The following is a 23,572-nucleotide window of genomic DNA, read 5'->3' on the forward strand; positions in this document are numbered from 1 at the left end:
CCGCCGTGGCGCTGTTTTCAACAGACGCTGCCGAGCTGCGCGCGTACGCCGAGTACCTGCGCACCGAGGCAGCGGAGTTCGAGACGATCCGCAAGTACGTCCACGCCACGGCCTGCGACAAGAGCGGTTTCACCGGCCTGCTGACGCTGTTGCAGCCGGGCGTGGACCTCGTGCGCGCGCTGTTCGACGAGACCCTCGACTTCGGCAAGTCCAAACTGGAGGGCACCGCCACCGGCGTGGAGGCCACGGCCGCCGTCTACGAGCAGGTCGACCTGGCCCAGCGGAAGATCTTCGAGGGCCTCCTGCGATGACGACGACGTACTCCTCGCCGCGCCCGGTCTCGGGTTCGCTGCAGCAGCCCGAGGTCGACCGGGCCGCGCTGAACGACGTCCTCCAGGACCAGGGCTGGGGCGTCCAGGCCGTCAACTGGGTGTTCGAGGCCGTGACGGGCGAGAGCCTGGTCGCCACGATCATCACGCCGATCACCGGTGACTGGTCGAAGATCCGCGCCGACGGCGACGCCTGGCGCTCGGTCGGCAACGCCATGAACGACATGTCCTACAACCTCACCGACGCCGTCGGGAAGGTGCGGGACGCGTGGGACGGCGAGGCAGCGAGCAGCCACGAGAAGTACATCGCGCTGGGCTGGAAGGCCGGTCTGCTCGCGGAGATGGGCGTCGCCCAGCTCATCGCGAAGGGCTTCGACACGGTCGCCTCCGGCGCCGAGGCCCTGGGCAGGCAGGCCGCCCGCCTGCTCGACTACCTGATCAACAAGCTCATGCAGGCGGCGGCGACCGTCTGGGTCCCGGTGGCCGGTTGGATCAAGGCCGCCGAGATGGTCTGGAACGCCTACCAGATCTACCGCCGTGTCATGGACATCATCGACACGGTCAAGAAGCTCATCACGGACGTGAAGGCCCTCTTCGACGCCGTGGGCCGGGTCGCCTCTGCACTCGGCAAGCTGAAGGACGCCGACTCCCTCGCCGAGGCCATGAACGCCACCCAGGAGGTGGCCGAGGGCGCCCGCGACGTGCGCAACAGCGTCCGCGACATCCACGAGGACATCCAGTCCGTCAAGGACTCCGCCACCGAGATCGGCGAGCGCGGACGCGACATCGGCTCGACCGTCCGCGAGGTCTACTCCCCGTCCGGCGGCGGCGCCGACGGCACGAAGGCGGCCTCGGTCTCCACCCCGGTCGCGGGCACCCCGGTCTCCGCACCGCCCACGGTCCAGTCGCCCGGCGACACCACCGCTCCCTCGTCCGGTGGCGGCGGCGGAGGTGGCGGCACCGTGACGGCCCCGCCCCCGGTCCGCCCCGGCGGCGGTGGCAGCGCGAGCGCACCCCCGTCCGGCGGCCACTCCGGCGGCCCCACGGTCACCCGCCCCGACACGACCCACGCGGCCGGCGCGGCCCCCGCACCCGCCCCGTCCTCGCACTCCGGCACCCCGGTCGGCGGCGCCATGCCGATGGGCGCCCCCATGACCCCCGGTGCAGGCGGCGACACGCAGCGCTCCGGCCCCCGCCCCGGCTCCACGGCCGCCGCGGGCACCCCCACCGCCCCGCCGCAGCACCGCCCGGCCGGCGGCTCGGGTTCCGCACTGCCCTCACCCCAGCCGGCCGGTCACTCGACCCCCGGCTCCGGCGCCGGCACCGGCGGCACCTCGTCCGGCCCGCGCCCGACCCCCGGCGGCCTGCCGTCGCCGTCCGGTCAGGGGTCCGGCCTGCCGTCGCCTTCGGGACACGGCTCTTCGAGCCACGGCTCGACTCCGGGCACGCCGTCGAGCCACGGCTCGACTCCGGGCACGCCGACGGGCCACGGTTCCGGCCTGCCCTCGCCCGCTGGTCACGGCTCGACTCCGGGTTCGCCCGCGGGTCACGCGCCTGGCGGTTCCGGCTCGGGCCTGCCCTCGCCGACCGGCCACGACACCCCGCGTCCGCACGACACGCCCCCGTCCGGCACCACGCCCCACGACGGCGGCACCAAGCCGCACGACAGCACCCGTCCCCACGACGGCACCGGTGCCCCGACCGACACCAAGCCGCACGACACCAAGCCCCACGACACGACCCCACACGACGGCACCCGCCCGCACGACACGGACGGCACCCGCCCGCACGACACGGACGGCACCCGCCCGCACGACACCGACGGCAAGCCGCACGACACCGGCACGAGCGGCGCCGACGACGCACGTCCCCACGACGACACCCCCACCGGTCACGACCGCGACCCCGGCACCGACCGCCCCGCCGACCACGACACCCCCGGCAACCACAACACCGGCGACAACCACAACACCGACAACCACAACAACGGCGACGACAACGGTGGCGGCGGCGATGGTCCGCCCCGGTCGCCGCAGGGCCACGACCTCACCCCGCAGTTCGACAACTCGGCCATGGCCGCGCAGGGCGAGGGCTACCGGCAGCAGCTGGAGCACATCCTCCCGAACGAGGCCGACCGCCAGCGGTACGAGCAGCTCAGCACGACCCTGTCGACGAACCTCACCCCGGACGAGGCCCGGCACGTCGCGGACGTCCGCAACCAGCTGACCGTCGGCAACGGCGACATCGTCACCAAGGCCCTCAACCAGGGTGCGATGGACACCTACCTGCCGGCGACGCCGCACCCGGACGGCGACCGCAGGCAGGACTGGCAGACCCAGGTCGGCGGGTCGATCGCGCGCGGTGTCGACGTGGTGGACATCAACACGCCGCAGGGGCTGCGGGACGGCCTCGCCCTCGACGACAAGGGCGCCGGCTGGACGCCGATCCCGGCGAACGCGGACTCGGCGATGCAGTTGCGCTACAAGCTCGACGCGACCACGGCGGGGGAGGCGTTCATCCCGTTCGGCGGGCCGAACAAGGAGACCTACGCGGACGCGGCCGAGCAGCGGCGCTACGACGACGCGGCGCAGCGGATGGCCGACGCGGGTGGTGTGGCCACTCCGAACCGGAACCTCGACCCGTTCACGGGCACCGGGTCCACCGGTGGCGGCGTGCCGGAGTGGATCGTGCCGCGCGGCACGGACCTGCCTGACCGCGCCGAGATCTGGCAGGTCGACCGGGCCGGCGGGGAGCGCCTGCACGCCGTCTACGACAGCCGGTACGGCTGGTACCAGCTGCCCGCGGGCACGCCATGACCCACGACTTCGACGTCGCCGAGTACCGCGGCGAGACCTTCCGCACGAGCACGAGCGAGGCGGCGGAGGGCCACGTCTGGCTCATCCGGATCGGCGAGCAGGCACCGGAGCGGCAGGTGCCCATCGCCGACCTGGACGCCTGGTACCGGGACCGCACGACGGCGACGTGGCGCGGGCAGCCGTTCCGGGTCGGCCAGGTGCGCAACGGCACGGCGACCGTCGACTACGTCGGGCACGACGGCACCTGGGCCGCGCAGAACGGGCTCCAGGGCGACCGGTACAACGGCTTCTACGGCACGATCAGTGCGGCAGAGCTGGAGGACGTGCGGGTCGACCGCACCGACCACCTGGCGCGGTGGAAGAAGGAGAACCTGGGATGACCACGCCACAGGCCGTGCACAAGGCAGCGGGCATCGGGCCGGAGACCATCCTGCAGAAGATCGTGCACCCGGCGACGGCGCAGCTCTACCTGGGCAACGTCACGGTCACCGGCCGGTTCGAGCCGCACCGCACCGCCGGGTTCGTCACCCGCGGCCAGGACTTCCCGCAGGGCACGAGCACGCAGTTCGCCGAGGCGTTCGGCGTCGATCGGGTCGAGGGCTGGCCGCAGGGCACGCAGTACCTGCTGCGGTTCTACGCGCACACGACGGAGCTCTTCGAGACCAGCTTCGGCGGTCCCGACCTCGAAGGCGCGCGGAAGATGGGCACGACGCGCGTCTACCCGCTGCCGTTCACGGGCACCGGGTACACGCCGAGCGCCACGCCGATCCCCGAGTACGTCATGGAGCTCAGCGAGTTCGCGGCCGGCACCGAGCTGTGGCGGTTCGAGCCGAACGGCGAGGGCCGCAGCGTCGGCAAGTACGTCGACCGCCAGGTCGGCTGGGTGCCGACGGGGGACGTGGGCTTCGGGCCGGGGAGGTACTGGCAGGGCCCGGTTCCGCTGCGCCCGACCGTCCGGCGTGGACTGATGGCGCGCTACCGCGGCCAGGACTTCGAGGTCGACTTCGCGCCGCGGCCGGGTGCGCTGATCCTGCACCCGTTCCCCGGCCAGACGGTGCCGGAGGACTTCACCGACCGCAACGGACACTGGTCGCTGGAGCTGCCGGACGCGGCCGTCGAAGAGCTCGTGCACGTCCGCAAGCTCTGCACGTACCGCGGCGCGCCGTTCGAGGTCCTGGGCATCCAGAGCGACCAGGTCACCCTGCACTACCTGGGTGAGAACTACCAGCAGGCGCAGGAGCTGGGCCTGACCGAGGTCGACTTCCGCCAGTGGCGCACGTTCGCCACGCGTGGTGAGGTCACCGACGTACGCGACGAAGTCAGGCCGTTGCCACGCGGTCTCTTCGGGTCGAACTGACGGGGAGAGCATGAGCACGCCCAACGACAGCTGGAAGACGCCGGAGCTGCGTGCGGCCGAGGCGCAGGTCGACGCGCGCTTCAAGGAGGCGCAGGACCTGGCGAACCGGCTGAAGGACACCCCGCTGCCGCCGGTGCCGCCCGTCGACTTCAAGGCCATCGCCCAGCAGGTCGAACGCGCCGCGCAGGAACGGGACGCGCCCGAGCAGCTGAAAGCGTTGAAGCGCAAGGTGGACGCGGGCGAGTTCACCTGGGAGGACGTCGTCTCCGGCAAGGTCGCGCAGGACCCGGACGTGCAGGCCATGCAGCAGGAGAACGTCAACAAGATGAAGCAGGCGTTCCAGATGCTCCAGGAGGGCATGACCGCCGAGGAGATCATGAACGCCCAGGGCCCGCGCCGCGGCGGTGGCGAGGACGGCGACGAGATGGACCCCGGCATCTTCACGGAGGACAAGTGGTGATGACGGCCTGGCGGACACCGGACATCCGGGCGGCGGAGGACTTCCTGACCCAGGCGGTCCGGCAGGCCGAGCAGGACATGCGCACCACCGCGCAGAACCTGCGCGGCAAGGAACCGTCCACTGAGGACGTGCGCAGGGTGATGCAGTTCGCGAAGTCGAGCGAGGCGTCACCGGCGATGCGGCAGCTGGCCGACCGCATCGCCCGCGGTGCCGGGCTCAGCTGGCGTCAGGTCCTCACCGGCGAGGCGTCGCACGACCCGCTGGTGCGCCAGGCGCTCGAAGCCGACCGCGCCAGGCTCGACGAGCTGATCCAGGGCGAGACGGCCAGGCCGCCGCAGCCCCGCAGGCCGCAGCGCCAGGACGACGACGAGCCCACCCAGTTCACCGAGGACGCCTGGTAGCGGGCCGTCAGTCCAGGACCAGGGCCACGCTGACCAGCACGGCCCACGCGAGCATCGCGATCCCGGTGAACTGCAGCACCGGGATCAGCTCACGCCCCTGGCGCCCCGCCGCGACCCGGCGCACAGCGGGCAGCAGCACCGGCGCCGCCAGGAATCCCAGCAGCGCGTACGGCACCCGCACGGTCATGCCCACGGCGATCAGGAACGGCACGGCCACCAGCGCCAGGTAGAGCCGGCGGGTGTCCTTGTCCCCCAGCACGACCGCGAGGGTGCGCTTGCCCGACACCGCGTCGGTCGGGATGTCCCGCAGGTTGTTCGCGACCAGCACGGCCGCCGAGATGCAGCCCATCGCGATCGACGAGCCGATGCCGATCCCGGTGATCTCCCCGGTCTGCACGTACAGCGTGCCCAGCACCGCGGCCGGCCCGAAGAAGAGGAACACCGCGATCTCGCCCAGGCCCGCGTAACCGTAGGGGCGCTTGCCGCCGGTGTAGAACCACGCGCCCGCGATGCACACGGCACCGAGGGCCAGCAGCCACCAGTACCCGGACAGCACCACCAGCGCGATCCCGGCCAGCGCGCCGGCACCGAGGCTGATGAACGCCGCCAGCCGCACGTTCTTCGGCTCCGCGGCACCGGAACCGGTGAGGCGGAACGGCCCCACCCGGTCGTCGTCGGTGCCGCGGATGCCGTCGGAGTAGTCGTTCGCGAAGTTCACGCCGATCTGGAACGCGATCGACACGACCAGCGCGAGTCCCGTGAACAGCGCGTTGAACTCGTCGATGTGGTGCGCCGCCGCCGCGCCGACGACCACCGGTGCGATCGAGTTCGGCAGCGTGCGGGGGCGGGTCCCCTGGATCCACTGGACGACTGAGGCCATGCCCCCATCCTCCGCTATGGCCACCGGGGACCCGCCGAGGGGTTATCAGCAGCTAGTCGCTCCGGAGACGCCCGCCACGTAGGCCTTCGCGACGTGCTTGCCGGACGCGATGCGGTACCAGACGTTCGACGTGCCCTGCGTGCCCGACACCGACTCGCCGGTCAGCTGGCACGTGACCCGCACCTGCGCGTAGTTCGCGGCCAGACCCACCTGGGAGGACGAGGAGTTCGCGCCGGACCGCACGTTCACCGTGCCGTTCGCCGCCGAGGTGCGCACCGTCCCGACCGGACCGGAGCCGGTCCACAGGTACGTCACGGTCACCCACGCGTTGTTCGACAGCTGGAGGCCGTCCCAGAACGTGCCGTCGGCCAGGTCGATGCCCGCCGGGTTCGCGACCGCGCGGCCGAACTGGTCCTTGCCGCCGTTGTAGTCGTTCTCGTACGCGGCCTGCGCCTCCGGCTTGCCCTGCGGCAGGTCCTTCCACATCTCGCGGGTCGTGGCCGGGTTCCAGTAGTCGTCCTTGGTGTTCCACGGGCCGACGTCCCACACCGGCGCCCACTCGCAGCGGCCGTTCGACGCGCACACCTGCACGCTGTAGTTGCCGGAGTTGTTGCCCGCCAGGCCCCGCCGCGACGGCAGGGCGACGAAGTGGTCGCGCGAGCGGATCACGTGCCCGTTGGCGGTGGTGCCGCCGACCAGGCCCTCCCGCGTGGCGTAGACGCGGTACGAACGCCCGGCGGCCAGCGCCGACACGTCCTCGGCGGCAGCGGGCGCGGTGTACGCCGACACCTTCACCTTCGCGGCCTTGCCGCTGTTCAGGACGACCCGCGCCTGAACGGTCGAGGTGGTGACCGGCAACGTCGCCGGTGCCTCGTACCACTCGGTCCACTGCCCGTCGGCGCGCAGTCCGCGCACGTCGACGACGCCGTCGCCGGTCACCGCCGCCGTGACCGCGTTGGCGGGCCGCGCGAGCCGGTGCGTCCCGAGCTCGACCAGACCGATCCGCGGGGCGCCACCCCACGAGACGGCGTGCCCGCTCGCGTCGACGGTCCACTCGTTGGAGGCGGCCTGGGCGGGTGCCGCCAGTCCGACCGTCAGGGCCGCCCCGACGACCAGCGGTAACAGGTAGCGCATGAGAACCCCCATCGCCAGCGCGCACGGCCTGGGTCCGTGCGCTTCGCGGCGAGAGTCGTCCTCAGCGGTAAAGGTTCACCTAAAGGAGGTCACCTGAAGGAGTCGGCCACCGCGGTCCGGTCGACCTTGCCCGGTCCGCGCAACGGCAGTTCGGTGACGAACCGCACCAGCTTCGGCGCCGCTGCCCGGCCCACCTGCTCTGCCACCGCGGCCTTGAGGTCCTCGACCGGGGGAGTGCCGCCGCGCGCGACGACGGCGGCCGCCACGACCTGTCCCCACTCGTCGTCCTGCACGCCGACGACGCACGCCTCCAGCACGCCGTCCACCGTGGCCAGGGCCCTCTCCACCAGCACGGGGGGCACCTTCTCGCCGCCCGTGACGATCATGTCGTCGGCCCGCCCGAGCACCTCCAGCCGCCCGTCGCGCAGCCGCCCGAGGTCACCGGTGCGGAACCACTCGCCGAACGGCTCGGGGCTGCCGCGGTACCCCAGCGCCAGCACCGGCCCGCTGATCTCGATCAGGTCGTCCGTGCGCAGCTCGACGTCCTTGAGCGGCACACCGTCGTACACACACCCGCCGGCCGTCTCGCTCATTCCGTACGTGGTGACGACCTGCACCCCGAGCGCGCGCGCCTGCTGCAACAGCCGCGGCGGGGTGGCCGCCCCGCCGATCAGCACGCCGTCGAACTGCCGCAACGCCTCCAGCCCCGGCCCCTCCCCGGCGACGAGCCGGGACAGCTGCGTGGGCACCAGCGCCGTGTAGTGCCGCCCCGGTTCGGCCAGCACCGGCCGCGCGGCCAGCGCGAACCCCATGGCGCGGAAGCCGCCGGACAGGTCCAGCTCACCGGGCGTCGTGCCGGCGACGACGGACCGCACCAGCACCTGGATGCCGGCGATGTGGCCCGTCGGCAACGCCAGCAGCCACGTGCCGGGCCCGCCCAGCCGTTCGTGCGTGGCCTCCGCGGACGTGGTCAGCGCCTCGGCGTCGAGCAGCACCGTCTTCGGCTCGCCCGTGGACCCGGAGGTCGGCACGCCGATGGCGGCCCGCTTCTCCCAGCCGTCGAGCGGTCCGTCCACCAGCGGTTCGCCACCGGAGAGCGCCGCGCGCAGTTCGTCGAGCACGGTCACCTGCCCAAGAGGAGTGCGGACTCAGAAGTAGTACGGGTAGTTCGACCAGTCGGGGTCGCGCTTCTCCAGGAACGAGTCGCGCCCCTCGACCGCCTCGTCGGTCATGTACGCGAGCCGCGTCGTCTCCCCGGCGAAGAGCTGCTGCCCCACCAGGCCGTCGTCGATCAGGTTGAACGCGTACTTGAGCATCCGCTGCGCGGTCGGCGACTTGCCGTTGATCTCCCGGGCCCACTGCAGCGCCGTGGTCTCCAGCTCGGCGTGCTTGACGACCGCGTTGACCGCGCCCATCTTGAACATGTCCTCGGCGCTGTACGTGCGCCCGAGGAAGAAGATCTCCCGCGCGAACTTCTGCCCCACCTGCCGCGCCAGGTAGGCGGACCCGTACCCGCCGTCGAACGAGCCGACGTCCGCGTCCGTCTGCTTGAACCGCGCGTGCTCCTCGCTCGCGATGGTGAGGTCGCACACCACGTGCAGGCTGTGCCCACCCCCGGCCGCCCACCCCGGCACGACCGCGATGACGACCTTCGGCATGAACCGGATCAGCCGCTGGCACTCCAGGATGTGCAACCGCCCCGCCCGCGCCGGGTCCACCGTCTCCGCCGTCTCACCCGACGCGTACTGATACCCGCTGCGCCCGCGAATCCGCTGGTCACCGCCACTGCAGAAGGCCCAGCCACCGTCCTTGGGACTCGGCCCGTTGCCCGTCAGCAGCACGCACCCGACGTCACTCGACATCCGCGCGTGGTCGAGCGCCCGGTACAGCTCGTCCACCGTGTGCGGCCGGAACGCGTTGCGCACCTCGGGCCGGTTGAACGCGATGCGCACGGTGCCCTGGTCGAGCGCGCGGTGGTAGGTGATGTCGGTGAAGTCGAAGCCCTCGATCGGCTTCCACAACGACGGGTCGAAGAGGTCCTGGTCTGCCACGGTCTGAGACTCTAGGCGCATGAATCCGGCAACGCTGCAGGCGAGGGTGGTCGTCGACGAGCTGGTGCGCAACGGCGTGCGGCACGTCGTCCTGTGCCCCGGTTCGCGCAACGCCCCGCTGTCGTTCGCGCTGCACCAGGCCGAGCAGAGGGGCCTGCTGACGCTGCACGTGCGGATCGACGAGCGCACCGCGGGGTTCCTCGCGCTCGGCCTGGCCAAGCGCGGCACGCCGGCCGTCGTCACCTGCACGAGCGGCACCGCCGTGGCGAACCTGCACCCGGCGGTGGTCGAGGCGGAGCTGACGCACGTCCCGCTGGTCGCGCTCACCGCCGACCGCCCGGTCGAGCTCTACCGCACCGGCGCCAGCCAGACGATCAACCAGCACGACATCCTCGGCATCCGGACGCTCCACATGCCCGAGGCCGCAGACGAGCCCACGACGCGATCTCTCATCTGTCGCGCGATGGCCACCGACGGCCCGTCGCACATCAACATCCCGTTCCGCCCGCCGCTCACTCCCGACGACGACGCGTGGCCCACGTCCGACCGCACCCCGTGGACGGCCACGGACCGAACCACCGCAATCGAAACCCGCCCGTCGGACCTGCCCGCGAAAACGCTGGTGCTCCTCGGCGACGACCACCCCGGCCGCGTCCGGGAAGCCGCGCGGCTCGGCTGGCCCGTCATCGCCGAACCCACCGCCCCCGGCGGCCTCCGCCACGGTTCACTGCTGCTCAACGCCGGTCTGCCGGAACACCTGGAGCCCGAGGCGGTCCTGGTCGTCGGCCGGGTCACGCTGAGCCGCGGCCAGCAGGCGCTCCTCAAGAACACCGCGGTCGTGCACGCCGTCGGCGACCAGGCGGAGTGGGCGGACACGCAGTTCACCGCCACCCGCGCCTCGACGTGGCTGCCCGAGCCGCAGGCCGTCGACCAGGACTGGGCACAGGCCTGGCAGAGCGCGGTCAAGGACGTCAGCGCCGCCGTGGACGAGCTGCTGGACGCCGAGCCGTGGCCGACAGGGCTGCACGTGGCGCGCGAGCTCACGCACACGGTCCCGGCCGGCTCGATGCTCTTCGTGGGCTCCTCCAACCCCATCCGGGACGTCGACTTCGCCGGCGAGCGCCGCGACGACCTGGAGGTCCACGCCAACCGGGGCGCCGCGGGCATCGATGGGAGCGTGTCCACGGCCATCGGGCTGGCGACCACGCACGAAGGACCGGCCTACGCGTTGATGGGCGACCTGACGTTCCTGCACGACCTCAACGGCCTGATCACCGACCGGCGGCCGGACCTGACGATCGTGGTGCTCAACGACGACGGCGGCGGCATCTTCTCGTTGCTGGAACAGGGCGCGCCGGAACACGACAAGAGTTTCGAGCGGATTTTCGGCACGCCGCACGGAGCTGATCTCGCGGCATTGTGCGCCGGACACCGGATCAGGCACTCCATTGTGGACGGCAAGGAGGAGTTCCGTAGCGCACTTGCGCCACCGGAGGGCATCCAAGTGGTGGAAGTGCGGTCGAAAAGAGACGAACTGCGCTCTTTGCACCAACGTCTCAAGTCGACGGTGTCAACGGTTTTCAGCAGGTAGGAAAACCCTCCGAAACCTACGTAAGTCGGTGGTTGCCCCCGGAAAGGGGTGGATAGCGTCCGGCGCATGTCGATCAGAACCAAGGCAACGGCCGCGGTCGCGTCCGCAGCCGCAGTGACGCTCTTCGCGGGAACGGCGCTCGCCGCGGCGCCCGGTGCCCCCGGCGCGGGCGACCCGTACTTCCCCGGCTACGGCAACGGCGGGTACGACGTCTCCCACTACGACATCAGGCTCAACTACAACCCCAACGGCGACCAGCTCTCCGGCACCACGACGATCCTCGCCAAGGCCACCGAGGACCTCACCCAGTTCAACCTGGACTTCCTGCTCAAGGTCAAGACGCTGCGGGTCAACAACGCCCCCGCCTCGTTCGTCCAGGACGGCGACGAGCTCGTCGTCACCCCGCGCGGTGGCCTGCGCAAGGGCCAGGACGTCACCGTCGTGGTGACCTACGCCGACGTCCCGTCGCAGGTCAAGGACCACAACGGCTACACGGCGTGGACCAAGACGCCCGACGGCGCGCTCGCGATCGGTGAGCCGGAGATCGCCCGCTGGTGGTTCCCCGCCAACGACCACCCCACCGACAAGGCCACCTTCGACGTCAACGTCGCCGTCCCGGAGGGCGTCGAGGTCATCTCGAACGGCACCTTCCTCGGCAACACCCGCCAGATCAACGGCTGGACCCGCTGGAACTGGCGCAGCACCAAGCCGCAGGCCACCTACCTGACGTTCCTCACCATCGGCCAGTACGAGCTCCGCCAGTACGCGGCGCCCAACGGCCAGCCGGTGTTCAACGCCTACTCCACGCGCCTCGGCGACTCCACCGACGCCGCCAGGGCCAGCGTCGAACGCACCCCCGAGGTCATCGAGTTCCTGTCCGGCAACTTCGGCCCGTACCCGTTCGAGGCGCAGGGCGGTGTCGTCACCCCCGACCTCGGCTACGCGCTGGAGGACCAGACCCGGCCCACCTACGACGACGCGTTCTTCCGCCGCGGCGCCAACACCTACGTCGTCGCCCACGAGCTCGGCCACCAGTGGTTCGGCGACTCGGTGTCGGTGCACCACTGGCGCGACATCTGGCTGAACGAGGGCTTCGCCTCCTACGCGGAGTTCCTGTGGTCCGAGCACGTCGGCGAGGGCACGGCCCAGGAGAACGCCGACTTCGTCTACGACTCCTACCCGGCCGACGACCCGTTCTGGCAGGTCCTGCCCGGCGACCCCGGCGCTGACAACGTCTTCCACGGCGCCGTCTACGACCGCGGCGCGCTCGCGGTGCACGCGCTGCGCGTGGCCGTGGGCGACGAGAAGTTCTTCGAGGTCCTCAAGACCTGGCAGGCCGAGAAGAAGTACTCCGACGCCACCATCGAGGAGTTCATCGCGCTGGCCGAGCGGGTCTCCGGGCAGCAGCTCGACCAGCTGTTCCAGACCTGGCTCTTCACCAAGGGCAAGCCGGCGGAGGCCCCCGGCCGGTCCGCCGCCCTGACGGCGAAGACCACGGCGAAGGCCGCAGAGCCGAAGTCGCGGGCCAAGATCGCGCTGACGCACGAGCTGCTGGACGCCCACAAGTAGTCGCCATCCGGCCGTGAGCGGTTTTTGTCATTGATATGACCAAAACCGCTCACGGCTTTTTTGTGCTTGGATCGCGATCAATGTATTCCCGATCCGGTGGAACCGGTTAATCCGAACGGGGTGTTTTGCGGGTCAATCCGTTTTTGTTCCCCTGATTCTGCCCTAACGTCACTCCCCGGATCACGGTGCCGGTCTCGGGGAGGTGAGCCTGTGGCGGATCAGAACAGTGCCGGGGAAAGCGCTCAGGCCCACACCTCCGGGCTGTACATCGAACACGACCCGCAGGCCGTCGACAAGGCGATCGGGAAGCTCGATGACCTCCAGCGGACCCTGGAGCGGATCAAGCGCAGGTCGTCGCTGCTCGCGACCAGGACCCCGCTCGGCGGGGGCTACGCGCAGGCCGTGGGTTCGATCAACGAACGGGTCGGCGAGCTCGCGCGCTCCACGGTCATCCCCGGCCTGCTGAGGGTGATCGACGAGCTGAGGGCCGAGCTGGACAAGAGCAGCCGGTCGTACCGGAACGTGGAAGAGAGCACGTCCGACACGCTGAACAGACTCTGACGGGAACTCATGAACCGCATGCGCATCGCCGTGGTCGGTCTTGCCCTGTTCGCCGCGGCCTGTTCGGACGGGGGTGTGAGCGGCCGGGCCCGTCCCGCCTCGGTGCGGACGCCGGTGACCAGCGAGGTCAGCCGCACGTCCGGCGCAGGGCTCGCCGGGGTCAAGCCCTGCGAGCTGATCAGCGGGGCGGAGGCGGCCGGCCTGGGCCTCGTCGCGCCGCGCCCCCGCACGACCGCCGGCCTGCAGACCTGCGAGTGGGACGGCAGCGGGAACGGCGGTCTCACCGTCGCCGTGGACGTGCGGCGGGGCGCCGACGCCCTCGACTACTCCGGTGACGCGAAGACCCCGGCCAGGTTCGGCGAGCGCGACGGCTTCAGCGTGGCGGCGCCGGACGGGGCGAAGGACCTCTGCCACGCGGTGATCTCCGTGTCCGCGTCGTCGAGCGTGCAGCTCGTGGCGAGCGCGGGCGGCGCGTCGGCCGACACCGCCAAGGCCTGCGCGCTGGCGACGAGATCGGCCGAGCTGGTGGCCGCCAGGCTGCCCTGATCCACAGATCCGCGAGGGGACGACGATGCCGCACGACACTCCGCGATTACCGCAGCCGAACGTGAACTACTCGGCGCACAGCCACGCAGACCTGCACCGGCTGGCGATGGACGGCAACGACCCGGCGCTCGCGGGGGAGATCGCGGCCGAGTGGAGGTCGATCGGCACCGAGCTGACCGAGCTGGCGGCCGGGATCAACGAGGTGGTCAACGGCCTGCGCGCGGGCTGGTCGGGCGCTGCGGGCGCCGGTGCGTCGGCGGCGTTGACGAAGATCTGCTCCTTCACGGACGAGCTGGCGTCGACGTTCACCGCAACGGCCCGCGTGGTCGAGGAGCAGGCCGCGGCGGCAGTGGCGGTGAAGAGCGCGTTCCCGCAGGAGGTCCCGTTCGACCCCGCGCGGATGCTGAAGGACGCGGCGACCAGCTGGAACCCGGTCCGCATGGTGGCGGCCCCGTTCGACGTCCTGGCCCAGTACGAGAAGGCCAAGGCCGCCAAGCAGGAGGCCGAACGGGTCGTGCAGGCCCGCGACAACGCGCTGGCGGCCTCCGCCGCGCTGCTGCCGGCCTTCGACGACGTCCCGCAGGTCACCACCGGCGACCAGGGCGTGACGACGACGAGTAGCACGACGTTCGCGCACACCACGGCCACGGTGAACCCGAACGCGGTGCACCCGGCCACGCAGGTCGGCACCCCCGTCGTCGGTGTGCCCGGCGTCCCGGTGAGCCCGGTCAGCCCGGTCAACGGCAACCCGGCCGGCGACTCCAGCGCCACGAGGACCGCGTGGTCCGCATCGGCCGCCCACCCCACGCCGCCTGGCCCGACGCCGCCCGACCGCACGCCACCCGCACCCGGTTCGGGCTCACCGGTCTCCTCGGGAGCCGTCCAGGGCATGAGCACCCCGCGCACCGCCGCGGGCAGGGGCGGGGGAGCGGGCGGTGGCCGCGGTGCCGGCGGGTTCGGCACGGCGCGCCCCGGTGGTGCCGCGGGACGGGGCACGTTCGGTCCCGCCACACCGGGCGGTGCCGCGGGCGTCGCGCCGGGTGCGGAGGGAACGCGCGGCGGCGGCGGTGCTCCCGGAGCGGGCAGGAACGGCGCTCCCGGCCCAGTCGGAGCCGGCCCCGCCGCGGGCGCGGGAAACGGCGGCGAGGAGGACAAGGAACACCGGTCCAACTACCTCGTGCCGACCGACGAGTACTTCGACGACAACCGGATGGTCGTTCCCCCGGTCATCGGGGAATGAGCTCGTCCCCATTTCACCCGAACGAGCCAGTATCTTGGAATAGAAACACGTCATACCCTCGATGGACATGGCCCCAAGCACTCCATCCACCGCGTACAGCCGCGATCTCGGCGACGAGTTGCGCCGGCTGCGCGAGTCCAGCACCGATCTCACCGGAAACGCCATGGCGCAACGGCTCGGCTGGGACCCCAGCAAGGTGTCCACCATCGAAAAGGGCAAAACCCGGCCGAGCGAGGTCGACCTGGTCCAGTTCATCACGATGTGCGGCAAGGACGTCGACTTCTTCGAGGACTTCCGGCGCAGGTACCGGTACGCCTTCGACGAGTACATCGTCCAGGTCTCGGACAACGTCCGCACGCTCGCCCTGGCCGAGTCGACGGCCGACAAGATGCTCAACTACGACACGTTGACGGTGGCCGGGCTACTGCAGACGGAGCGGTACGCCGATGCCCTCTACCGAGCCCACGGTGTCGCCACCGAAGAACGAATCCCGGCGCTGGTGCAGGCCCGAATAGATCGCCAGGCGGTGCTGCGTCGACACAATCGGCCGGATTGCTTGTTCTACATCCATGAGCTGGCGCTGCGGCAGCAGGTCGGCAACGCCGAGATCATGGAGGACCAGTACCTCCAGCTGCTGTTCAACGCGCGCATTGTGCGAATAGTCCCCGCGAACGTGCTCATCAACTCGGCGGGTGTCCGGCTGTGGGAGTACGAGAAGGCGTTGCCGGTCGTCTACAGCGAATCCGACCTCACGCACGTGTTCGTGCAGGACCCCGGGGCGATCGCGCGCACCAGGTTGATCTTCAACCGCTTGGCCGAGGTCGCCTTGGATGAGGAACAATCGCGGAGCAAGCTGGCGGAGTACGTCGGCTCACCGCGAGAGGACCTCCACGATGCAGGACCGCGCCTGGCGTAAGAGCAGCTACAGCAACGGGACGCCGGAGGGTGATTGCGTCGAGGTGTCGCTGACCCGGGACGTGCTCGTCCGCGACACCAAGAACACGGCCGGTGAGGTGCTGACCTTCAGCACCTCTGCCTGGCACGCGTTCCTGGAAGAGCTCTAAAGCCCTTCCAGCGCCTCCCGCATGGGGCGCATCTTGGCGTGCGCCTCCTGCACCTCGCTGTCGGGGTCCGAGTCGGCGACGAGCCCGCAGCCGGCGAACAGGCGTGCCGTCGACCCGTTGATCTGCGCGCACCGCAGGGCGATGCCGAGCTCGCCGTCGCCGTTGCCGTCGATCCACCCGACCGGTCCGGCGTAGCGCCCGCGGTCCATGCCCTCCAGCTGCGCGATCAGCCGGGTCGCGTCCAGCCGCGGTGTTCCGCCGACGGCCGCCGTGGGGTGCACGGCCTCACCGAGGTGCAGCAGGGACGCGGACGACGACAGCGTGCCGATGACGTCGCTGGACAGGTGCGAGACGTTCGGCAGGCGCAGGACCGACGGGCCGTCGACGGACATGGTCGAGCAGAAGGGGCGCAACGTCTCCGCGAGAGAGGTGATCGCGTACTCGTGCTCTTCGAGGTTCTTCTCGGACGACATCAACGCCGCCGCGAGCTCTTCGTCGCTGATGCCGTCGTGCGGCCACGTCGTACCCGCCAGCACGCGTGAGTCGACCACGGAGCCGGTGCGCCGCAGCAGCAGTTCGGGTGTGGCGCCCACGAGACCGTCGACCGCGTAGGCCCAGCACTCGGGGTAGCGCCGTGCGAGGCCTTGGAGCACGAAGCGCTGGTCGAGCCGTTTGTCGGTCACGGCCAGGAGGTCGTGGGCGAGCACGACCTTGCCGAGCTCGCCGTCGCGCATGCGGGCGACGGCCTCGCGCACGGCCTCGCGGTACTGCGTGACGGGCAGCTGGCCGTTGGCGTAACGGACCGCCGAAGGGCGCGAGAGAGGGGTTTTGCGGGGGATCGAGTCGGCGGTGCCGATGGTGGTGACCCACTCCACACCGTTGCGCCTGCCGACGACGACCTCGGGGACGATCAGCACCGAGTCGCCGGGCTCGTCGGCGAACGCCATCGAGATGAACGCGACGGGGCCGCTGCCGGGAACGCCCAGCTCGTCGTCCACGTCGAGGTGGCTGACGAACTCGCGCCACCACGCGTCGGCGCGGGCGAACCGGTCCGGACCGCTCACCTCCAGGCGCGCGGCCTCGCCCCACCCGACCAGTCCGGAGCCGTCGCGCACCCACGCGAGGGCCTGCTCCGGGTTCGGCAGCAGTCCGAGCAGGTCACCGGCCCTGTCCCGCCTCGACCGGACGCGGATCCGCTGCCGTGCTCGTGATGTGGGTGCTGATGTCACGCCTCGACTGTATGGACCTGAACCTGAAAGCGTGGCACTCACCCGGCTCTAGACTTCTCAGTTGTGGTGGAGGACGCAGTGACCAAGCCGCCGCTCGGCGTACGCGTCCGCCGTGCGGTCAGCCGTGCTTTGTTCATCGTCGGTGGTGTGGTCACGCTGATCTGCGTGCTGCTCCCTCTCGCGTGTTGGCGCGACGATGTTGCCATCGAGAAGCGCACGGGTGAAGCGGTCGCACAGGTGGATTCGGTGGCATTCAACAGAACCGTTGTGCGCTACGCCACACCGGATGGGCGGGTGATCATCCCGGCGCAGGGGGTGCTCTACCCGGACGGCCTGAACGTGGGCGACAACGTGCGGGTCCAGTACGACAGGGCGAACCCGGAGCTCGTGCGCGTGGCCGGCCGGACGGCGGTGCTGTCCCTGCTGCCCGTCGGGACGTTCCTCGCGGCCGTCTGGATCGTGATCGCGGCCGTTGTGACAGTTCTACGCAGATTCGGCACTCAGGTGTAACATCGGTGCATGGCGGATGACCTGGAGCTGCGCTTCGAGCGCACCGTGCAGGCCGACGCGCGCATCGAGCCGCGTGACTGGATGCCCGACGGCTACCGCAAGACGTTGATCAGGCAGATCGCCCAGCACGCGCACTCCGAGATCATCGGGATGCAGCCGGAGGGCAACTGGATCTCCCGCGCGCCCTCGCTGCGGCGCAAGGCGATCCTGCTGGCCAAGGTGCAGGACGAGGCAGGCCACGGCCTGTACCTGTACTCGGCGACCGAGACGCTGGGCGCCGACCGCGAGGACCTGACGACCAAGCTCGTCGAGGGCCGCCAGAAGTACTCCTCGATCTTCAACTACCCGACGCTCACCTTCGCGGACGTCGGCGTCATCGGCTGGCTGGTCGACGGCGCCGCGATCTGCAACCAGGTGCCGTTGTGCCGCACGTCCTACGGGCCGTATGCGCGCGCGATGATCCGCATCTGCAAGGAGGAGTCGTTCCACCAGCGCCAGGGCTACGAGCTGCTCATGACGATGATGCGCGGCACGCAGCAGCAGCGGGACATGGTGCAGGACTCCGTGAACCGCTGGTGGTGGCCGGCGCTGATGATGTTCGGCCCGCCAGACGCGGAGTCCACGAACACCGAGCAGTCGATGGCGTGGCGGATCAAGCGCGACACCAACGACGAGCTGCGGCAGAAGTTCGTGAACATGAGCGTGCCGCAGGCCGAGGCGCTCGGCGTCACGTTCCCCGACCCCGAGCTCAAGTGGAACCCCGAGCGCGGGCAGTACGACTTCGGTGCGCCCGACTGGGACGAGTTCTGGCAGGTCGTGAAGGGCGGCGGTGTCTGCAACGAGCAGCGCATCGCCCACCGGCGCAAGGCGCACGAGGACGGCTCGTGGGTCCGCGAGGCCGCTGCCGCGCACGCCGCGAAGCACGCCGTTGCGAAGGAAGGTGCCGCGTGAGCACGTCTTGGCCGCTGTGGGAAGTGTTCGTGCGGGGCAAGCGCGGCCTGAACCACGTGCACGTCGGTTCGCTGCACGCGCCGGACGCGGAGATGGCGCTGCGCAACGCCCGTGACGTCTACACGCGCCGCAACGAGGGCGTGTCGATCTGGGTGGTGCCCGCGGCGTCCATCACGGCCTCCTCGCCGGACGAGAAGGACCCGTTCTTCGCGCCGTCGGGCGACAAGGTCTACCGGCACCCGACGTTCTACGCGATCCCAGAGGACGTGCCGCACCTATGAGCTTCGACAACGCGTACGAGTCGCTGCTGGGCCACGAGGACGCGCACTGGGCGTTCGGGACGGGCTTCTCCGACGCGCTGGTCGGCGTGAACCGCGAGTTCGCCGCCGGTGTCGACCGCGAGGCGCTCGCCGCGTACTGCCTGATGCTCGGCGACGACGCGCTGATCATGTCCCAGCGGCTCGCGGAGTGGTGCTCGCGCGCACCCGAGCTGGAAGAGGACATCGCGCTCGCCAACATCGCGCTGGACCTGCTCGGCCAGGCCAGGATGCTGCTCACGCGCGCCGGCGAGGTGCTCGGCAGGTCCGAGGACGACCTCGCCTACCTGCGCGACGAGCGCGAGTTCCGCAACGTGCACCTGGCCGAGATCGACTGCGGTCCCGGCCCCGGCGGCGACTTCGGCACCACGATCGCGCGGCTGCTGGTGTTCTCGTCGTGGCGCCTCGCGCTGTTCTCCCGCCTGCGCGGCTCCGCTGACCCGGTGCTGGCCGCCGTGGCCGAGAAGGGCCTGAAGGAGCTGGCGTACCACCGCGACCACGCCGCCCAGTGGACCGTCCGCCTCGGCGACGGCACCGACGAGTCGCACCGCCGCATGCAGGCGGGCCTGGACCGCGTGTGGCCGTTCGTGGACGAGCTGTTCGCCACGCACGCCGTCGAAGCGCGCCTGGAGGGCGTCGCGGTCGACCCGGCGTCGCTGCGGTCCGAAGTGGACGGTGTGTTCGAGGCCGTGTTCTCCGCCGCCGGGCTGGTGCGCCCCGAGGACCGGCGGGCCGCGCGGGTCGCGGGCATGGCCGGTCGCGACGGCGTGCACACCGAGGCCATGGGCTACCTGCTGGCCGAGATGCAGCACCTGCACCGCTCGCTGCCGGGAGCCGTGTGGTGAGCACGGCACTGGAGATCGCGTCGGCCGTGCGGGACCCGGAGCTGCCGGTCCTCACGCTGGCGGACCTCGGCGTGCTGCGCGACGTGTCCGAAGAGGACGGACGCGTCGTCGTCACCATCACCCCGACCTACTCCGGCTGCCCCGCGATCGACGAGATGGGCGCGGACCTGCGCCGCTCGCTGCTGTCGGCGGGGTTCGAGGAGGTCGAGGTGCGGCTGTCGCTGTCCCCGGCGTGGACGACGGACTGGATCAGCTCGGAGGGCCGGTCGAAGCTGGCCGCCGCGGGGATCGCGCCGCCGTCGCGGATCGGCCCCGCCCTGGCCGGCCCGGTACCGCTGAACCTGGTGCCGCCGTCGCGCCAGGTGCCGTGCCCGCGGTGCGGTTCCCCGAACACGGCGGAGATCTCCCGCTTCGGTTCGACCGCGTGCAAGGCGCTGCGCCGCTGCAACGCCTGCTCCGAGCCCTTCGAGCACGTCAAGGAGATCTGAGTGGTCCGCCGCGCTGCCTTCTACAAGCTGACGGTCGCCCGCGTCGACCGCCTCTGCGACGACGCCGCAGCCGTGACGTTCGACGTGCCCGCCGACCTCACCGACGAGTTCGCCTTCTCGGCCGGCCAGTACCTGACCCTGCGCCAGGGCGACGAACGCCGTTCGTACTCGATCTGCGCGCCGGCGGGGTCTCCTCCGCGCATCGGCGTCCGCCGGGTCGACGGCGGCACCTTCTCCTCGTGGCTCGTCGACCGGCTGGCCGTCGGTGACGTCGTCGAGGTCCTGCCACCCCTGGGCAAGTTCACGCCGTCGGGCTCGGGCGTGCACCACGGCTTCGTGGTCGCCGGCTCGGGCATCACCCCGGCCCTGTCGATCGCCGCGACCGTGCTCGCCACGGGCGCCCGCGTGACGCTGCTGTACGGCAACCGCCGCACCGACACCGTGATGTTCGCCGACGAGCTGGCCGACCTGAAGGACCGCTACCCGGCCACCCTCCAGCTCGTCCACGTCCTGTCCCGCGAACCCCGTGACGTGGAGCTGTTCTCCGGCCGCCTGGACGCGGCGAAGCTCTCCGCGCTGTTCTCCACGGTCGTCCCGTTCGACGGCATCGACGAGTGGTGGCTCTGCGGCCCGTACGAGATGGTCCAGGACGCGACCTCCGTGCTGCGCTCCCGCGGCGTGCCCCCCGACCGCGTGCACCACGAACTGTTCTACGTGGACGAACCCCCACCCCCACCGCGCCGGGCGGAAGCCGTGGTGGAGTCCGCCTCCGCCGTGACCGTGGTGCTGGACGGCAAGTCCACCACCCTCCCGCTCCCCGCCGACGAACCGATCCTCGACGCCGCACAACGCGTCCGCGCCGACCTGCCGTTCGCGTGCAAGGGCGGCGTCTGCGGCACCTGCCGCGCGCTCGTGACGGACGGCACGGTCGAGATGCGCCGCAACTACGCGCTCGACGAGTCCGAGGTGGCGGCCGGGTTCGTGCTGACGTGTCAGGCGTTGCCGACGAGTGAGCGCGTGACGGTCGACTTCGACGCCTGATCGGAGGTGTCCGTTACTCCTTTGAGACCATATGGTCCATGTGGCACGGATTTCTCGACGAGTCCCGTCGAGGCACGACCTACCTGGTCGTCGCTGTCTTCGTTCGACCTCGTGATCTGGATGCGATCCGGTCGGCCCTGCGTCGGTTGGTGAAGCCGGGCCAGCGCCGGGTGCACTTCAAGAAGGAGAGCGACTCGCGCAGGCGGGAGCTGGTCTCGCGGCTGCGGGAGATGGGGTTGCGGGCCGCCGTGTGGACGGTTCGCGACTCCGACGACGTCCACGCCCGCCAGCTATGCCTGTCCGCGGCCGCGACCTGGCTCCAGGAGCTCGGTGTCACCCGGCTCGCGATCGAGAGTTGCGCGCACCAGGACGTTCGCGACCGGCAGACACTCGCGTCGGTGCTGGAGAAGGTGAACGATCCGTTCACCTACGAACACCTGCGGCCTGCGGAAGACCCGTTGCTGTGGGCGAGTGACGCGCTCGCCTGGTGCTTCGGAGCGAGCGGCGACTGGCGGCAGCGCGTCCAGCCGATGCTCGACGCGGTCGTGAAGCTCGACCAGTGCCCAGAAAGCGCGAAACCCGGCAACCGACCGTCCGGACGGTGAACCGGGTCCACTTCCGGTTCCTACTGGAACCGACAAGAAGAACTGTAGCACTGATAGTGCGCGACCAGTAACTCCAGCTTGCCGACGCACGAGCGCCGAACATGGCACGATCGACGGTCATGGGGGTCGTGATCCGCTCAACGCTCGGCGGTGCCGCAATCGGCGCCGCGGTCGTGGGCGCCTTCGTCACGATCATCGACGTGTCGATCCCGTCGCCGTCGCAGTCCTCGACCTCGCTGTTCGTCCGGTTCCTGGCGATCCTCTTCTTCGCCGTGGTCTTCGGCGCGCTGCCGGGCGCTCTGATCGGCACGGGCGTCGGCGCCCTCCGCCGTTCGGCGCAGCGCGGGCCGGCCGTGCCACTGCGCCCGATGCACCCGCCGATCGCGCAGCAGCCCTACGACATGTGGTCCGAGCTGGTCGAACGTTGCGCCGAGAGCACGCGCAGGGTCACGGCGGCGGTGCAGACGGTGCCGAACTCACCGGCCAAGGAGTGGCTGCAGCGGATCAGCGGGCAGCTCGCGGGGGAGCTCGACGACGTCCGCGGCATCGCGCAGCTCGGCAGGGCGCTCGGCGCGGTCGACCGGCAGCACCCGGTCTACCAGCGGCTGCTCAGGGCGGCGCACGACTTCCACCAGTTCGAGAACGAGGTGGGCCGGGTCGCGCTGCAGATGTTCGACCACCCGGAGCTCGACGAGGCGCGCACGCATCTCGAGGTCCTCGAGCGGCAGTTGCCTCAGCTCAGTTGACCGTTCAGCGCCGACTGCCACCAGCCGAGGACCTCGTCCGCGGCGTCCGGTGCTGCCACCAGCAGGCCGTCCGCGGGCAGTTGAGCGCCCTCGCCGCGGCGGTCCAGCACGACCGCGCCGGACTCCAGGGCCAGCGACACGGCGCCGGCGACGTCCCACTCGTGGTAGCCGTGCAGCACGGCGGCGGCGACGTGGCCGAGTGCGACCTGCGCCACGGCCAGGCACTTCGACCCCAGCACGCGGACGCCCGTGCCCGCTATCGCGGCCGTGGAGATGAATTCGCCCATGCCGGGCCACGGTCCTGTGCGGGTCATTTCGGTGCACACGACCAGCGAGTCGCCTTGGCGTTCAGCCAGCCGCACCGGGGTGCCGTTGGCACGCATGCCACGGCCGCGGGCGGCAGCGTAGATTTGCGACCTGTACGGATCGGCGACCACACCGACTACCGGGCCCCACCTGTCCACGAGTGCGAGGCTGTAGGCGCACCAGGGCATGCCGGCGGTGTAGTTGGCCGTGCCGTCGACCGGGTCGACCACCCAGCGGAACTCCGAGTCACCCGGGACGTCGTCGTCGGAGTTTTCACAGAAGACCGGAATGGACGGGAACTCAGCGGTGAGCACGCGTCGGGTGTGGCGTTCGAGGGTGCGGTCGGTGTCGGTGACCCAGTCGAACGGTGACTCGTCGGAGTCGGGACGCGCACCACGGCCCGCTGTGGCCATGATGACGTCCGAGGCGTCGTTCGCCAGACGACCGGCCACTTCCATCGCGATGGACACCAGTCCGGGGTCGGCTGGATGCGCGGGACGGGACGACAAGACGGTCATGCTGGCCTAGTCTCACC

Annotated in this window: 27 protein-coding genes; 21 read left to right on the top strand and 6 right to left on the bottom strand. The window is 70.9% G+C overall.

The genetic code is table 11. From position 1 onward, the window contains the following. Positions 1-5: 5 nt before the first annotated feature. From ACZ7CF_RS16670 to ACZ7CF_RS16695, 6 genes are read left to right on the top strand one after another with little or no spacing between them, the layout of a single operon-like run. Complete coding sequence (locus ACZ7CF_RS16670; RefSeq protein ID WP_360399768.1) at positions 6-311, top strand: hypothetical protein; 306 nt, start codon at positions 6-8, stop codon at positions 309-311. After that, on the top strand, positions 308-3,145 hold the full coding sequence (locus ACZ7CF_RS16675; RefSeq protein ID WP_470369928.1) for a hypothetical protein: 2,838 nt from the start codon (positions 308-310) through the stop codon (positions 3,143-3,145). The genes ACZ7CF_RS16670 and ACZ7CF_RS16675 overlap by 4 nt, the downstream gene beginning before the upstream one ends. Further along, positions 3,142-3,525, top strand: a complete 384-nt coding sequence (locus ACZ7CF_RS16680; RefSeq protein WP_360399762.1) for a hypothetical protein — start codon at positions 3,142-3,144, stop codon at positions 3,523-3,525. Before ACZ7CF_RS16675 ends, ACZ7CF_RS16680 begins: the two co-directional genes overlap by 4 nt. Continuing rightward, positions 3,522-4,502 (top strand): hypothetical protein, encoded by a 981-nt coding sequence (locus ACZ7CF_RS16685; RefSeq protein WP_458430126.1) that lies wholly within the window; start codon positions 3,522-3,524, stop codon positions 4,500-4,502. The genes ACZ7CF_RS16680 and ACZ7CF_RS16685 overlap by 4 nt, the downstream gene beginning before the upstream one ends. A gap of 10 nt (positions 4,503-4,512) precedes the next feature. Beyond that, positions 4,513-4,962, top strand: coding sequence for a hypothetical protein (locus ACZ7CF_RS16690; protein ID WP_360399756.1), 450 nt, complete (start codon positions 4,513-4,515; stop codon positions 4,960-4,962). After that, positions 4,962-5,363 carry a hypothetical protein gene (locus ACZ7CF_RS16695; protein WP_360399753.1) on the top strand — a complete coding sequence of 134 codons (402 nt, stop codon included), beginning with the start codon at positions 4,962-4,964 and terminating at the stop codon, positions 5,361-5,363. Before ACZ7CF_RS16690 ends, ACZ7CF_RS16695 begins: the two co-directional genes overlap by 1 nt. 7 nt (positions 5,364-5,370) lie before the next feature. On the opposite strand, the gene ACZ7CF_RS16700 is transcribed toward ACZ7CF_RS16695, so the two are convergent. The 4 genes from ACZ7CF_RS16700 to ACZ7CF_RS16715 form a co-directional block, all read right to left on the bottom strand. Beyond that, positions 5,371-6,243 carry a 1,4-dihydroxy-2-naphthoate polyprenyltransferase gene (locus ACZ7CF_RS16700; RefSeq protein ID WP_470369929.1) on the bottom strand — a complete coding sequence of 291 codons (873 nt, stop codon included), beginning with the start codon at positions 6,241-6,243 and terminating at the stop codon, positions 5,371-5,373. Between the two features lie 45 nt (positions 6,244-6,288). Next, entirely contained in the window at positions 6,289-7,377 is a 1,089-nt protein-coding gene (locus tag ACZ7CF_RS16705) for a hypothetical protein (protein ID WP_470369930.1), read from the bottom strand. An 89-nt stretch (positions 7,378-7,466) separates the two neighbouring features. Further along, positions 7,467-8,504: an o-succinylbenzoate--CoA ligase gene (gene menE, locus ACZ7CF_RS16710; RefSeq protein WP_360399744.1), complete on the bottom strand. Its 1,038-nt coding sequence runs from the start codon at positions 8,502-8,504 to the stop codon at positions 7,467-7,469. Positions 8,505-8,525: 21 nt separating this feature from the next. Then, positions 8,526-9,428 carry a 1,4-dihydroxy-2-naphthoyl-CoA synthase gene (locus ACZ7CF_RS16715; RefSeq protein WP_458430132.1) on the bottom strand — a complete coding sequence of 301 codons (903 nt, stop codon included), beginning with the start codon at positions 9,426-9,428 and terminating at the stop codon, positions 8,526-8,528. Between the two features lie 19 nt (positions 9,429-9,447). Here ACZ7CF_RS16715 and menD point away from each other — a divergent pair, with 19 nt between their 5' ends. The 7 genes from menD (at position 9,448) to ACZ7CF_RS16750 (ending at position 15,999) form a co-directional block, all read left to right on the top strand. Further along, a complete protein-coding gene (gene menD, locus ACZ7CF_RS16720; RefSeq protein ID WP_470369931.1) occupies positions 9,448-11,019 on the top strand; it encodes a 2-succinyl-5-enolpyruvyl-6-hydroxy-3-cyclohexene-1-carboxylic-acid synthase in 1,572 nt (523 codons plus the stop codon). A 66-nt stretch (positions 11,020-11,085) separates the two neighbouring features. After that, positions 11,086-12,588, top strand: a complete 1,503-nt coding sequence (locus tag ACZ7CF_RS16725) for a M1 family metallopeptidase (protein ID WP_470369932.1) — start codon at positions 11,086-11,088, stop codon at positions 12,586-12,588. Positions 12,589-12,798: 210 nt separating this feature from the next. Next, entirely contained in the window at positions 12,799-13,149 is a 351-nt protein-coding gene (locus ACZ7CF_RS16730) for a hypothetical protein (protein WP_470369933.1), read from the top strand. Positions 13,150-13,158: 9 nt separating this feature from the next. After that, complete coding sequence (locus ACZ7CF_RS16735) at positions 13,159-13,695, top strand: DUF3558 family protein (RefSeq protein WP_470369934.1); 537 nt, start codon at positions 13,159-13,161, stop codon at positions 13,693-13,695. Between the two features lie 25 nt (positions 13,696-13,720). After that, positions 13,721-14,935, top strand: a complete 1,215-nt coding sequence (locus ACZ7CF_RS16740; RefSeq protein WP_470369935.1) for a WXG100-like domain-containing protein — start codon at positions 13,721-13,723, stop codon at positions 14,933-14,935. A gap of 67 nt (positions 14,936-15,002) precedes the next feature. Further along, the gene (locus ACZ7CF_RS16745) at positions 15,003-15,851 is read left to right on the top strand and encodes a helix-turn-helix domain-containing protein (RefSeq protein ID WP_360399723.1); all 849 of its coding nucleotides are present in this window, start codon (positions 15,003-15,005) and stop codon (positions 15,849-15,851) included. After that, the gene (locus ACZ7CF_RS16750; RefSeq protein WP_360399720.1) at positions 15,829-15,999 is read left to right on the top strand and encodes a DUF397 domain-containing protein; all 171 of its coding nucleotides are present in this window, start codon (positions 15,829-15,831) and stop codon (positions 15,997-15,999) included. Before ACZ7CF_RS16745 ends, ACZ7CF_RS16750 begins: the two co-directional genes overlap by 23 nt. On the opposite strand, the gene ACZ7CF_RS16755 is transcribed toward ACZ7CF_RS16750, so the two are convergent. Beyond that, complete coding sequence (locus ACZ7CF_RS16755; RefSeq protein WP_360399717.1) at positions 15,996-17,228, bottom strand: isochorismate synthase; 1,233 nt, start codon at positions 17,226-17,228, stop codon at positions 15,996-15,998. The two genes, ACZ7CF_RS16750 and ACZ7CF_RS16755, sit on opposite strands and share 4 nt — an antisense overlap. Before the next feature lie 78 nt (positions 17,229-17,306). Here ACZ7CF_RS16755 and ACZ7CF_RS16760 point away from each other — a divergent pair, with 78 nt between their 5' ends. The 8 genes from ACZ7CF_RS16760 to ACZ7CF_RS16795 all read left to right on the top strand — a co-directional run bounded on the left by ACZ7CF_RS16760 (position 17,307) and on the right by ACZ7CF_RS16795 (position 22,731). Continuing rightward, complete coding sequence (locus ACZ7CF_RS16760; protein WP_360399714.1) at positions 17,307-17,738, top strand: DUF3592 domain-containing protein; 432 nt, start codon at positions 17,307-17,309, stop codon at positions 17,736-17,738. A 9-nt stretch (positions 17,739-17,747) separates the two neighbouring features. Continuing rightward, a complete protein-coding gene (gene paaA / locus ACZ7CF_RS16765; RefSeq protein ID WP_470369936.1) occupies positions 17,748-18,689 on the top strand; it encodes a 1,2-phenylacetyl-CoA epoxidase subunit PaaA in 942 nt (313 codons plus the stop codon). Beyond that, complete coding sequence (gene paaB / locus ACZ7CF_RS16770) at positions 18,686-18,970, top strand: 1,2-phenylacetyl-CoA epoxidase subunit PaaB (RefSeq protein ID WP_089948924.1); 285 nt, start codon at positions 18,686-18,688, stop codon at positions 18,968-18,970. Before paaA ends, paaB begins: the two co-directional genes overlap by 4 nt. After that, complete coding sequence (paaC, locus tag ACZ7CF_RS16775; RefSeq protein WP_458430144.1) at positions 18,967-19,851, top strand: 1,2-phenylacetyl-CoA epoxidase subunit PaaC; 885 nt, start codon at positions 18,967-18,969, stop codon at positions 19,849-19,851. The genes paaB and paaC overlap by 4 nt, the downstream gene beginning before the upstream one ends. After that, complete coding sequence (gene paaD, locus ACZ7CF_RS16780; protein WP_470369937.1) at positions 19,848-20,339, top strand: 1,2-phenylacetyl-CoA epoxidase subunit PaaD; 492 nt, start codon at positions 19,848-19,850, stop codon at positions 20,337-20,339. Before paaC ends, paaD begins: the two co-directional genes overlap by 4 nt. Continuing rightward, entirely contained in the window at positions 20,340-21,380 is a 1,041-nt protein-coding gene (gene paaE / locus ACZ7CF_RS16785; RefSeq protein ID WP_470369938.1) for a 1,2-phenylacetyl-CoA epoxidase subunit PaaE, read from the top strand. It abuts the gene before it with no gap. 149 nt (positions 21,381-21,529) lie between these two features. Further along, on the top strand, positions 21,530-21,985 hold the full coding sequence (locus ACZ7CF_RS16790) for a hypothetical protein (RefSeq protein ID WP_470369939.1): 456 nt from the start codon (positions 21,530-21,532) through the stop codon (positions 21,983-21,985). Positions 21,986-22,104: 119 nt separating this feature from the next. Further along, positions 22,105-22,731: a hypothetical protein gene (locus ACZ7CF_RS16795; RefSeq protein WP_470369940.1), complete on the top strand. Its 627-nt coding sequence runs from the start codon at positions 22,105-22,107 to the stop codon at positions 22,729-22,731. Here ACZ7CF_RS16795 and ACZ7CF_RS16800 read toward each other — a convergent pair. Then, positions 22,719-23,555, bottom strand: a complete 837-nt coding sequence (locus ACZ7CF_RS16800; RefSeq protein ID WP_360399691.1) for an inositol monophosphatase family protein — start codon at positions 23,553-23,555, stop codon at positions 22,719-22,721. The two genes, ACZ7CF_RS16795 and ACZ7CF_RS16800, sit on opposite strands and share 13 nt — an antisense overlap. Between the last annotated feature and the right edge of the window lie 17 nt (positions 23,556-23,572).

The organism is Lentzea sp. NPDC036955, assembly GCF_055608005.1.